Origin of the sequence: Actinomadura sp. B10D3 (genome assembly GCF_039871695.1) — a bacterium.
Classification (GTDB): Bacteria; Actinomycetota; Actinomycetes; order Streptosporangiales; family Streptosporangiaceae; genus Spirillospora; species Spirillospora madurae.
Genome location: NZ_JBDPLY010000012.1, coordinates 195,197 through 206,180, shown reverse-complemented (window position 1 = coordinate 206,180; position 10,984 = coordinate 195,197). Strand labels below are relative to the sequence as shown.

12 protein-coding genes are annotated in these 10,984 nt (G+C 68.6%); 5 read left to right on the top strand and 7 right to left on the bottom strand.

Annotated elements, in window-relative coordinates; translation table 11 throughout:
• The first annotated feature begins 32 nt into the window (after positions 1-32).
• Positions 33-1,055 (top strand): LLM class flavin-dependent oxidoreductase, encoded by a 1,023-nt coding sequence (locus tag ABGB11_RS20060; RefSeq protein WP_347634964.1) that lies wholly within the window; start codon positions 33-35, stop codon positions 1,053-1,055.
• An 80-nt stretch (positions 1,056-1,135) separates the two neighbouring features.
• On the opposite strand, the gene ABGB11_RS20055 is transcribed toward ABGB11_RS20060, so the two are convergent.
• Both ABGB11_RS20055 and ABGB11_RS20050 read right to left on the bottom strand, forming a co-directional pair.
• Positions 1,136-1,783: a methyltransferase domain-containing protein gene (locus tag ABGB11_RS20055; RefSeq protein ID WP_347634915.1), complete on the bottom strand. Its 648-nt coding sequence runs from the start codon at positions 1,781-1,783 to the stop codon at positions 1,136-1,138.
• 79 nt (positions 1,784-1,862) lie between these two features.
• Positions 1,863-2,783 carry a LysR substrate-binding domain-containing protein gene (locus tag ABGB11_RS20050; protein ID WP_347634913.1) on the bottom strand — a complete coding sequence of 307 codons (921 nt, stop codon included), beginning with the start codon at positions 2,781-2,783 and terminating at the stop codon, positions 1,863-1,865.
• 70 nt (positions 2,784-2,853) lie between these two features.
• On the opposite strand from ABGB11_RS20050, the gene ABGB11_RS20045 reads away from it, so the two are divergent.
• On the top strand, positions 2,854-3,603 hold the full coding sequence (locus ABGB11_RS20045) for a glucose 1-dehydrogenase (RefSeq protein WP_347634911.1): 750 nt from the start codon (positions 2,854-2,856) through the stop codon (positions 3,601-3,603).
• Complete coding sequence (locus ABGB11_RS20040; protein WP_347634909.1) at positions 3,600-5,033, top strand: MFS transporter; 1,434 nt, start codon at positions 3,600-3,602, stop codon at positions 5,031-5,033. Before ABGB11_RS20045 ends, ABGB11_RS20040 begins: the two co-directional genes overlap by 4 nt.
• Before the next feature lie 282 nt (positions 5,034-5,315).
• Here ABGB11_RS20040 and ABGB11_RS20035 read toward each other — a convergent pair whose 3' ends face one another.
• Together ABGB11_RS20035 and ABGB11_RS20030 are read right to left on the bottom strand one after the other, a co-directional pair.
• Positions 5,316-5,516: a DUF397 domain-containing protein gene (locus tag ABGB11_RS20035; RefSeq protein WP_347634907.1), complete on the bottom strand. Its 201-nt coding sequence runs from the start codon at positions 5,514-5,516 to the stop codon at positions 5,316-5,318.
• Positions 5,488-6,324 (bottom strand): helix-turn-helix transcriptional regulator, encoded by an 837-nt coding sequence (locus tag ABGB11_RS20030; RefSeq protein WP_347634905.1) that lies wholly within the window; start codon positions 6,322-6,324, stop codon positions 5,488-5,490. Before ABGB11_RS20030 ends, ABGB11_RS20035 begins: the two co-directional genes overlap by 29 nt.
• A 138-nt stretch (positions 6,325-6,462) precedes the next feature.
• Between ABGB11_RS20030 and ABGB11_RS20025 the strand changes: the two genes are divergently transcribed.
• Positions 6,463-6,861, top strand: coding sequence for an ATP-binding protein (locus ABGB11_RS20025; protein WP_347634903.1), 399 nt, complete (start codon positions 6,463-6,465; stop codon positions 6,859-6,861).
• A gap of 732 nt (positions 6,862-7,593) precedes the next feature.
• Positions 7,594-7,791 (top strand): hypothetical protein, encoded by a 198-nt coding sequence (locus ABGB11_RS20020; RefSeq protein WP_347634901.1) that lies wholly within the window; start codon positions 7,594-7,596, stop codon positions 7,789-7,791.
• Positions 7,792-7,816: 25 nt separating this feature from the next.
• Here ABGB11_RS20020 and ABGB11_RS20015 read toward each other — a convergent pair whose 3' ends face one another.
• The 3 genes from ABGB11_RS20015 to ABGB11_RS20005 form a co-directional block, all read right to left on the bottom strand.
• A complete protein-coding gene (locus ABGB11_RS20015) occupies positions 7,817-8,479 on the bottom strand; it encodes a hypothetical protein (protein ID WP_347634899.1) in 663 nt (220 codons plus the stop codon).
• Positions 8,480-8,588: 109 nt separating this feature from the next.
• Positions 8,589-9,539, bottom strand: coding sequence for a sigma-70 family RNA polymerase sigma factor (locus tag ABGB11_RS20010; protein WP_347634897.1), 951 nt, complete (start codon positions 9,537-9,539; stop codon positions 8,589-8,591).
• 18 nt (positions 9,540-9,557) lie between these two features.
• Complete coding sequence (locus ABGB11_RS20005; RefSeq protein WP_347634895.1) at positions 9,558-10,769, bottom strand: FAD-dependent oxidoreductase; 1,212 nt, start codon at positions 10,767-10,769, stop codon at positions 9,558-9,560.
• Positions 10,770-10,984: the final 215 nt, after the last annotated feature.

The following is a 10,984-nucleotide window of genomic DNA, read 5'->3' as shown; positions in this document are numbered from 1 at the left end:
ATCTCATGGACGCCGAGATGGTTGGGGACGGTGTGAAGAGGATCGGCTTTCTCTCGTTCGGTCACTGGAGCGACAGCCCGGGTTCGAAGACCAGGTCGGCGGCGGACGCGCTGCTCCAGTCCATCGATCTCGCCGTGGCCGCGGAGGAACTGGGCGCCGACGGCGCCTACTTCCGGGTGCACCATTTCGCCCGGCAGCTGGCCTCGCCGTTCCCGCTGCTCTCCGCGATCGGTGCGAGAACCTCGCGCATCGAGATCGGCACCGGCGTCATCGACATGCGCTACGAGAACCCGATGTACTTCGCCGAGACCGCCGGCGCCGCCGACCTGATCTCCGGCGGGCGGCTGCACCTGGGCATCAGCCGGGGATCGCCGGAACAGGTCATCGACGGGTGGCGGTACTTCGGGTTCGAGCCGTCCGAAGGCGAGACCGACGCCGACATGGCGCGCAAGCACACCGAGGTGCTGCTCACGGTGCTGCAGGGCAAGGGCTTCGCCCAGCCGAACCCGCGGCCGATGTTCCCCAATCCGCCCGGGCTGCTGCGCGTCGAGCCGCACTCCGAGGGGCTGCGCGACCGCATCTGGTGGGGTTCCGGCTCCAACGCCACCAGCGTGTGGGCGGCCGAGCTCGGCATGAACCTGCAGAGCTCCACGCTCAAGAACGACGAGACCGGCGAGCCGCTGCACGTCCAGCAGCGCAAGCAGATCGAGGCCTACCGGCAGGCGTGGAAGGACGCGGGACACGAGCGCGAGCCGCGCGTGTCGGTCAGCCGCAGCATCTTCGCGCTGACCACCGACCTGGACCGCGCCTACTTCGGCCGGAGCGCCGACTCGGGCGACCAGATCGGGATGATCGACGAGAAGACCAGGGCGATCTTCGGACGCTCGTACGCGGCCGAACCGGACGTCCTGGTCAAGCAGCTCGCCGAAGACGAGGCCATCCAGGCCGCGGACACGCTGCTGCTCACCGTCCCCAACCAGCTCGGCGTGGACTACAACGCGCACGTCCTGGAGGACATCCTGACCCACGTGGCCCCGGAACTCGGCTGGCGCTGAAGCCGTCCTCGGCTCCCTTCCGAGTGGTCGTCCTGGACCCGGACGGCAGCAGCCTCTCCCTCGCCGCGGCCCCCGCCTGGTTATCGAGGGGGTGCCGAAGGCCGGCGGGCGAACACGATTGCGCCCGGCTTCGGCTTGTCCGGATTCAGCAGGTGCTGCGCCTCCAGGCTGAAGCCCGCCTCGCGGATCCAGTCGGCCACGCGGGACGGTGGGCGGTGGTAGACGTATGTCTGTATGGGCTGGTCACCGTCTCCGGTCGTCTCCAGTTTCGCCTCGTTACCGACGTGGAATCCCACGGCGAGTACCCCGTCCGGCCGCAGGACCCGGAGGAACTGGTCGAGGACGCCCGGCACCGCCTCGTCAGGGATATAGATCAGCGACCACCACGCGATCACACCCGCCAGAGAGTCGTCGGCGACGTCCAGGTCGGTCATCGACCCGACGTCGAACCGCGCGTCGGGGTGCTCGCGGCGGGCGATCTCGATCATCGCGGGTGACAGGTCTATGCCGAACGCGTCCGCGCCCAACTCGCGCAGCAGGGCGGTGGTGTGCCCCGGCCCGCAGCCCACGTCGGCGACGGGCCCGCCGCCGATCGCGCGGACGAGATCGGCGAACAGTACCACCCCTGCCCGGACGTGCAGGAGCCTGTCGAGCAGGTCGCGGGTCTCGTCGGCGTAGTCGGCCGCAAGAGCGTCGTAGGACTTCTGGGTATCAGACAACCAGCTCACCAAAGGACCGTAGCCCGTTCGCCAGAGCATCTACAGATGTGCTTGCCCCCGATGCACCAGGTTTGTTGAGCAAGCCTGGTCATTGTTCGGGCTGGGGCAGTCCCGACGCGACTTCAGGCAGCAAATCCAGGAATCGCGCCAGCGCCTGCGACGTATCGTTGGCCCGCCATATCGCCGCGGAGATCACCGGCTGGTCGGCGTCCCGGACGGGGACGTAGTCGATGCCGTCGGTGCGCACCATCATGCTGGTCTCCTGCACCAGGGCCACGCCGAGTCCGGCCGCCACCAGCGTGAGTTGCGTGCCGAGCTCGCCGACATACCGGACCGACGTGGGGATGTAGCCGCCCCTTCCGCACATCGCCAGCAGGTCGTCGTGCCAGAAGGCGCAGACGTCGCGGCCCAGCATGACGAGCGTCTCGCCTTGGATGTCGCGCAGCGCGACGTCGTCCTGCGTCGACAACGCGTGCCCCGTCGGCGCGGCGAGGAGGAAACGCTCGCTCGCCAGGGTCCGCATCCGCAGCTCTCCCCGTCCGCAATCGACCTCGCCGAGGGTGCTGAGACACGCGACGTCGACCGTGTCGTCGTGGAGCGGCTCGCCCAAGACGCCCATGGGCAGCTCCCGCAGGCTCAGCTCCACGTCCGGGACGGCCCGCTCGAAGGCGGACAGCGCAGCGAGGAACGGCTGGGACGAGGCGGTCGGGTGATACCCGACGCGGAGCCGGCCCAGCTCCCCGCGCCGCGCGCGCTCAGCCACCGATTCCGCCGCTTTCGCCTGTTCCAGCGTGCGTCGCGCCTCTACCAGGAAGAGCCGACCGGCGTCGCTCAGCGCCGTGCGCCGTCGCTCGCGCACCAGCAGATCGACCCCGAGGGCCGCCTCAAGACGCAAGATCTGCTGGGAGAGCGCCGGCTGGGCCAGGTGCAGGCGGGCCGCGGCACGCCCGAAGTGCAACTCCTCTGCCACCGCGACGAACGACTCCAGGTGCCGCAGGTCGAACTTCATGCATTCACGTTATCAAGTCATCCCGAACTCGTCTTTGATCTTATGAACTCGCGTTCCTACGGTCGAACACATGGATTCCACACCCCACCTGGACGGCAAGGTCGCGATCGTCACCGGCGCGACCGGAGGCATCGGTGCCGTCATCGCCCGCGCCCTCGCCGCAGCCGGGGCAGCGGTCACCGTCGTCGGCCGCCGCGCCGAAGCCGGCGAGGCCGTCGCCAAGGACCTGCCTCGCGCACTGTTCGTTCCCGCGGACCTGACCGACAGCAGCACGCACGGCCGCATCGTCGACGCCACCATCGAACGCTTCGGGCGGCTCGACATCCTGGTCAACAACGCCGCCGTGTACACCAGCGGCCCGGCGATCCAGGGCACCGAGGAGGAGTTCGACCGCAACGTCGCACTCAACTACAAGGCCGCGTTCTTCCTGACCCAGGCCGCGCTCCCAGGCCTCATCGCCTCTGGAGCCGGACGAATCGTCAACGTCAGCACGATCGGCACGATCAAGACCTACTGGGGCGCGTCAATCTACAACTCCTCGAAAGCCGCACTGGACAGCCTGACCCGCACCTGGGCGCTGGAGCACGGTCCGGACGGCGTACGGGTCAACGCGGTCAACCCCGGCATCGTCGTCGACGGCCCGATGTCCGCCCCGGCGCAGGCAGCCCTCGACATCGAGCGCGACGTGCTGCCGACGATCCCGGCCAACCGGCTGGCCACCGCGGCGGACGTCGCCGCCGTCGTGACCTTCCTCGCCGGCCCCAGCGCCGACTACCTGAACGGCGTGGTCATCCCACTCGACGGCGGCGTAACAGCGTGACCGCCCCCACCAGGCGCCGGGCCGCGATCGGGGTGCTGTGCGTCGTCCAGTTCATGGTCGTGCTCGACAGCACGATCACGACGGTGGCCTTGGACGCCATCCGCGTCGACCTGGCCACCGACGAGCGCACCTTGCAGTACGTGCTCTCCCTGTACGCGGCGGCATTCGGTGGCCTGCTCCTGTTCGCCGGCCGGCTCACCGACCTCACCGGAGGACGTCGGGTCTTCGTCGCTGGCGCCACGACGTTCACCGCCGCCTCGCTCCTGTGCGCGGTGGCGGGCACGATGCCGATGCTGCACGCAGGCCGGTCCGTCCAAGGAGCCGGGGCGGCGTTCGCTTCCGCCGCGGCGTTCGCCCTGCTCCTGGACCTCTATCCGGAGGGCCCGGGCCGTAACCGGGTCTTGGGGGTCTGGTCCGCACTCGGCGCCTCTGGCGCGGCGGCGGGCCTGATCCTCGGCGGGCTGCTCACCGATCTCGCCGGCTGGCACCTCATATTCGCGATCAACGTCCCACCGGGAATCGCCGCGGCCGCGCTCGCCCTCCGCCTGCTGCCACCCACGCCGTCCAGGACTGCCGGCCGCCTGGACGTCCCCGGCGCGGCCACCGCAACCCTAGGAACATCGACGCTGCTGTTCGCCCTGACCCGAAGCCAGACCGACGGCTGGACGGAGCCTGGCACGATGGCCCTGCTCACGTGCGCCGCCGTGCTCCTACTGACGTTCTGCGTCGTCGAGGCACGCTCACCTGACCCGCTCGTCCCGCTGCCGACGCTCACCCGCGGACCCCTGCCGGTCGCCGCCATCGCGATCGCGTCACTCATGGCGGTCGTCGGCAGCCAGGGCTTCTTCCTCGGCCTGTACCTGCAGCGGATCATCGGCCTCGACCCGACGGCGACCGGCCTCGCGATCGCGCCGAGCGCGCTGCTCGCACTCCTCGGAACCGCGCTCGCGGCACGGCTCGCCGCCCGTGTCCCAGCCCGAGCCCTCGTCGTGACCGGCCTGCTCCTGGTCGCCGCAGCCCAGGCGCTCCTCGGAAACCTGCCGGTCAACGGCTCCTACGTCCGGGACGTGCTTCCGGCCCTCCTGCTGTTCGGGCTCGGGCTCGGCACCACGTTCGTCGGCGCCACGATCGCCGGCACCACCGGCCTCGCCCCCGCGGAAGCGGGCCGCGCATCCGGCCTGCTGAACGCCTCCCAACAAATCGGAATCGCCGTCGGCGTCGCCACGCTGGTCAGCGCCACCGCCGTCACTTCAACCCTGCCGCAAGCACTGGCCTCAAGCTACACAAACGGCCTACGCCTAGGCGCCCTAGTTGCAGTAGCAGCCGCAATAACCACCGCAGCCAAAACCCGCCTCACCGCTCCAACCGCCCATCAAGAGAAGACTCCAAGTTCCGCCCGACCCGACCACCATCCGACCACGCCGAAGTAGCAGCCCTACCGTGGACAGCCACCACCCGTGAGATCCACCCGAACAAGAAGCGCGCCAGGCCAAAGCGGGCAGAATCCACCGACCTCGCCCGCACACCCTCCCCCGCGCGAGGCGTAGTGGCGGTTCCGGACCCGGGACGACGGGTGCGGTTTCTAAAGCGTGAGACCGGTTTCGGGGGCGGTCGCTCTTGCTGTGGGGGTGAGGCGGCGGGTCGTCCGGGCTTGGGGGAGGACAGAACGGCTCGCCGCTCGCTCGGGGAGGCGGCTGACTGGTCCGAGACGGTCAGTGCGTGTCGGTGGCGGACTGGACGGCCGCGCGCAGGGCTTCGCGGGTCAGCAGGAGGACGGGCCCGTCCGGGTCCTTGCTATCCCGCACGGCCACCGCGTCCGCCGCCGTCCCGGTCGCGTCCGCCAGCTCGACGCAGTCCCCGCCATTGGAGCCGCTGTAGCTGCTCTTACGCCATGTGGCTTTCTTCCGGCCCATTTTCTTGGACCACCTTCCTTATGTATTCACGTGACATGTCTTCGGTCAGTGCCCGTGAACGAAGGGTTACCAGGGTCCGTGCAACAACGGACAAGTCTGCGGGATCGTCCGTCGTGAGGGGACGGACGGCTGTCTCGATGTACGCGACCTCGCTTCGATCCTCCATCGTTGCGACCACGAACGCGCCCATGTTGCCGTCATGTTCGCCACTTCCCAAGACTACTTGAACGGTGATGTTGGGCAACATGCCCACGGTCACAAGGTGCTCTAACTGCTCCTTCATCGTTTCTGGGGCGCCGACCTGCCTGCAGAGCGCTTGCTCGTCGAGTAAGATCACATAGATCGGCGGGGTGGAGCCGTCTTCCTTTGGGTCCTTGAGGATCTCCTGGCGCGCGATTCGCGCATCCGCGGCTTCCTGACTGCCGTGCAATATTGCCAGTGCGTAGGCCGGGGTCTGCACCAGGCCGGGAATCACCGAGTGCTGATAGGTGATCAACATCGTGGCATCTGCTTCGATCTTCGGCCAGTCGAACCAGATCGGGACTGGGTGGCCGTCCTTGTTGAGGTCCTCCCAGAGGTTGATGAGGGCCCCATCGGCTGCCAAGTGGTCGTCCACGATCTCCACGAACGATCGGGTGGCGCGCTTCTTTCCATTCTCGATCTTGCTCACCTGCGGGCCGCTGACCTGCGTGATGTGGGCGATGGTCTCCTGCTTCACGGCCTGAGCTTCCCGTATACGGCGCATCTGGCGACCGAAGGCGATGAGGGCCGGGGATTCGCTAGGACGACGCTGGCGACGTGGGGACATGTCACCTGCCTCTCGCTGGGCATTTGCCCGTCGGGGGACCGAACTTCCCTTCTCTGCCACCTTTTCGACGGCAACCACATCGTAGGCGGAATGTGCCTCACTGTGTTGGCTAAGTCACACATGGTGAGGAGATCGATCATGGGTCAGGCGGCGGGGTGCGAGGACGAGATGGTGGTGAAGCAGGACCTCGCGGTGGTCGCGGAGGTGCGGCGGTTCGTGCGGCTGGTGATCGGGCGGTGGGGCATGGACGACTTCGTCCCGTGCCTGGTGGCCAGCGAGCTCGTCACCAACGCCCTGCGCTACGCGTCCGCGTCCGACGAAGACGTGCGTTTCCGGCTCGGGCGGACCGAGGACGGCGCGCTGTGGATGGAGGTCCAGGACGCCACCTGCGACCTCCCGCACATGCAGGAGAGCGACACCATCAGCGAGGCGGGCCGCGGCCTCTTCATCGTCGACCAGTTCACCCGCTGCTGGGGCGTCCGCCCCCTCGCCGGCAACGTCGGCAAGGTCGTCTTCGCCGTCCTCGACCCCACATGAAGACGAGCGGAAGGACGTTCCCTCCCGTCCGCCCCTCCGCTACCTACAGGTCGTACTCGCTACCCGTGCCGAACCCGTGCCGAGGTCCATGCCCTAAACGCCGGACGTGTCGAGGGCGGTGAGGCGGCCGAAGCTCAGCTCGGCGAACAGCGGCTCCAGCCACGGCGGATCGTCAGGCCGGTGGGGTCGGCGGGGAGGAGACCGCCGATGGTGTGGACGGCCGAGAAGACCTGGGTGCGGGCGGTGGCGGACATCAGGCGGCACCACCGGAGACGACACCGGTCACGGGCAGATGTTGTCAGAACCATCCTGCCAAGGTCCGGCGAGCGCGAACAGTCATCGTCGACGGAACGACCGTCACAACGTCAGGCGAAAAATGGAGCAACCAATGGGCGATGGCCAGCACATGCACCGCTGGACGCCGCAGAGCAGGAACCCCGACGGGTCGAGCCACGAGACCTGCTCGTGCGGGGAGACGCGGAACGTCAGGTGACGGTTCCAATCTCGACTACCTTAAGGGGTAGTCGAGATTGGAACTCCCAACCAAGCTGCCAGGCTGGTCGAGCCAGACCAGGTGGACGACACAGGTTCCTGTGACGCCACTGTTCGGCCAGACGAGTCAGGCCAGAACACCCGCCGGTCGTTCTCCGAATCATCGGAGAACGACCGGTCTTTTGCAGTTGCTAATAGCGTGGGGAACGACGACTAGTCTTGACCGGCTCGTTTTCGTGGGTGGCATACCTCCCGATCGCCGTCGACGACATCTTCCTGACGTTCGACGAACCACGCACCGAGGCGGCGCTGCGAGTGCTGAACGGCTTGGCGGACCGGTTCCAGGTCATTGTCTTCACCCACCACCAGCACGTCGTCCGAAGTGCCGCCAAGGAACTACCTGAGGGCCGGTGCCACGTACACCAACTGCCCAATTGAAGGAGTCAGCGTGCTGTGCGGGGGCCTACTGAAGTCGCCAGGCCTCCGCACATGCCTCGATCCAGGTCGCGAGGTCGGGCACATCATCGATCGTGAGCAGCGAATAGGGCGGGCAACCGTCCAAGGGGGTGACATCCTCGAACGCGTGGTCAGGTGCGAAGAGAAGGAGCCGGCCGTTGTCGCGATGTGCCAGTGTGAGATTCCCGTTCGCCTCTTCGGCCACGGCGTAGTACTCGTCCGGGTTGATGGGAAGCTTCAGGCCCTCGCCTTCCCACAGCCACACATAGTCGGCCACGACCTCTGAGATTCGTAGACGTGTCGCCTGGGCAGTGAGCACCTGGTCCTGGTTGCACCACCAGGTGTCGGGTTCACCGAACCTCTCGACGATTCCACCGCAGAGCTTCCAGAAGCTCTTGTGCGCCTGCGGAAAAGATCCGCCGTTCGCAACCTCCTCAGGCGGGCGGCAGAGCCATCCCCGTCGATCGTCCGATGGCCCCCACGCCAGCAACTCGTACGCGGTGTCTCCGACGAAGATCGGGGTGAGAGTCGTCGAGCCGAGCAGTGCAGACAGCTCAGGCAGGTCCTCGGCCGATCTGCGCGACCACGGCTGCGCCTCGCCCACCACGACACTCTCGCCAGGTTCGAGGAACCAAGAAACCTCCTGGAGGAACAGCTCCCAGTCGCTCATGGGTCCGATGATGGCAGGCCCGCAGTCAGCGAGCTCGCGGGGGTGAGTCCGTTGGCGATTGAGTCTCTTCAGACCTGCGGCACGCCGCTCACCAGTGTGAGCGCGGGGGTCACCATCGGGTGATGAGCGGCGTGTCCGCTTCGTGCTGCCGCCAGGTGTCGGTGAGCCGGGCCAGGCGGGTGGGGGCGGCGATGCCGAGCACGGTCGCGATCCTGCCGTTGGCGAGGTCGAACGCCACTACGCCGACGACCCGGTCGCCGAGCACGAAGAGGAGGGCGGGCGTGCGGTTGACCAGCGCGTGGTGGACGGCGGGTGCGCCGCCGAGCCGCTGTTTCGCGGGTGCGGGTTGGAAGCCGGCCCGTGCGATGGTGGCGATGCCCTGCGGAGTGTCGTAGCGCAGCAGCGTCCTCGTCAGGCCGGCGCCGTCGGAGATCGCGGTCGCGTCATCGGTGAGCAGCGCCATCAGCCGTTCGGTGCGGCCCGAGGAGGCGGCGGCGAGGAACTCCTCGACGACCCTGCGGGCGGATGCGGCATCGGCTTCGCCGTCGCGGCGGCGCGCGGTGATGATGCGGCGCCGGGCCCGGTGCAGGTGCTGCTGGCTCGTGGATTCCGTGATGTCGAGGATCTCGGCGATCTCGGCATGGCTGTAGGAGAACGCTTCGCGCAGCAGGTAGACGGCCCGCTCCGAGGGCGACAGGCGCTCCATGAGGGTCAGCACCGCCAGGGAGACCGCTTCGCGCTGCTCGACGGTGTCGGCCGGGCCGAGCATCGGGTCGCCCTCCAGCAGAGGTTCGGGCAGCCAGGCACCGAAGGTGCGTTCGCGGCGTGCCCGTGCCGAACGGAGCCGGTCGAGGCACAGGTTGGTGACGACCTTGGTCAGCCATGCTTCCGGTACTTCGATTCGCCGCCGGTCGGCCGCCTGCCAGTGCAGGAACGCATCCTGGACGGCGTCCTCGGCGTCGGCGGCCGAGCCCAGCAGCCGGTAGGCCAGCGAGGCCAGCCGGCTCCGGCTGGCCTCGAACCGTCCGGTGTCGAAGCGATCGGCGGCGGTGTCGTCCACGCGGACCAACCTAGGCGGCTACGTGGCCGGTGTCTCGGCGGACACGGTCGCCTGCCCGGCGACCGCGGTGGTCAGGCGGCGCCTGCGCTTGGGCAGGCCGAAGGTCGGATGCAAGGTGCCCCACAGCGCACCCCTTTGGATGGCCTCCTTGACCCGCACGGCCGTCCGGCCACCCATGTACTTCGGCCTCGCCTGCGCGGGACCGTCGATCAGCTGAAGTATCCCGTCCTTCCGTCCCAGGCTTATGGCGTTGTACCAATAGGTCAGCTTGACGTTCGCGACATCGCGGCCGGTCAGCCGTCCCACGATCGCCTCGATGGCCTGCCGGCCGGTGTAGCCGGCCGAACCGCAGTTCATCGGCAGTTGCCGGTCGTTGTCGCCGAGCGTGTAGACGCTGTCGCCGACGGCGTAGACGTTCGGGTGCGAGACCGACCGCATGGTGCGATCGACGACGACCTGTCCGTTCTCGGTGACCTCGAGACCGCCCGCGGCGGCGACGGGGCCGACCGCGAACCCGGCCGTCCACACGGTCGCGTCGGACGCCAGGACGGTGCCATCGCCGCACAGCACCCCCGTGGCCTCGACGGCTTCGACGTCGGCGTGCTCCACGACGGTGACTCCCAGCCGGTCGCACGCCCGGCGCAGGTGGCCCCGAGCCCCGGCGGAGAGCCGGGCCCCCAGCTCGCCGCGGGCGACAAGCGCCACCGACAGGCCGCGCCGGGATTCGGCGATCTCGGTGGCGGTCTCGATGCCCGTAAACCCGTCGCCGACGACCAGCACCCTCCCGCCTCCGCCCCGCCTTTCCAGGTGATCCAGGCGCTCGCGCAGGCGCAGCGCCGATGGCCGTCCGGCGACGTCGAAGGCGTGCTCGGCCACGCCGGGGACGCCGTGGCCGGCGACGTGGCTGCCGAGCGCGTACACAAGCGTGTCGTAGCCGACCTCACCGCCGCCGTCGGCGTCGGCCACGGCGACGACCTGGCGTTCAGGGGCGATGGCCGTGACACGGGCCACGCGCAGCCGAATGTCCGTGCCCGCGAAGACGTCGGTGAGCTTTGGAGCCTCGATCTCCCGGCCGGCCGCCAGCTGGTTCAGCCGCTGCCGCTGGACGAAGTCCTCCACGGCGTTGATCACGGTGATCTCGGTGTCCGCCGGGGAGAGCCGGCGGGCCAGGTTCCCGGCCACGTAGGCCCCGGCATAGCCGGCGCCGAGGACGACGATGCGGTGCTTCATGCGCTGCTCCTGTCGGTTCGCTGCTCTCGGTGACTTGAGCGAGACAGCACCCCGATACCTGACAGCCACCGCATGTGGCCTGAGTCACACAAGACCAGCACGAAAGCAGGCGGGCGCGCGGGGGACGTCCCGCGGGTAATGGCTGCCTCGCGGGTCGTGCGCGCCGGGACGACCACGCCGATGCCGACTTGCTCACGCCGAGGCAGCGCGGGACC

Excerpts from the sequence above, each read along its gene's own strand:
- ABGB11_RS20050 (WP_347634913.1), bottom strand. The coding sequence starts at position 2,783 with ATGAAGTTCGACCTGCGGCACCTGGAGTCGTTCGTCGCGGTGGCAGAG.
- ABGB11_RS20045 (WP_347634911.1), top strand. The coding sequence starts at position 2,854 with ATGGATTCCACACCCCACCTGGACGGCAAGGTCGCGATCGTCACCGGC.
- ABGB11_RS20035 (WP_347634907.1), bottom strand. The coding sequence starts at position 5,516 with ATGGGCCGGAAGAAAGCCACATGGCGTAAGAGCAGCTACAGCGGCTCC.
- ABGB11_RS20030 (WP_347634905.1), bottom strand. The coding sequence starts at position 6,324 with ATGTCCCCACGTCGCCAGCGTCGTCCTAGCGAATCCCCGGCCCTCATC.
- ABGB11_RS20025 (WP_347634903.1), top strand. The coding sequence starts at position 6,463 with ATGGGTCAGGCGGCGGGGTGCGAGGACGAGATGGTGGTGAAGCAGGAC.
- ABGB11_RS20015 (WP_347634899.1), bottom strand. The coding sequence starts at position 8,479 with ATGAGCGACTGGGAGCTGTTCCTCCAGGAGGTTTCTTGGTTCCTCGAA.
- ABGB11_RS20005 (WP_347634895.1), bottom strand. The coding sequence starts at position 10,769 with ATGAAGCACCGCATCGTCGTCCTCGGCGCCGGCTATGCCGGGGCCTAC.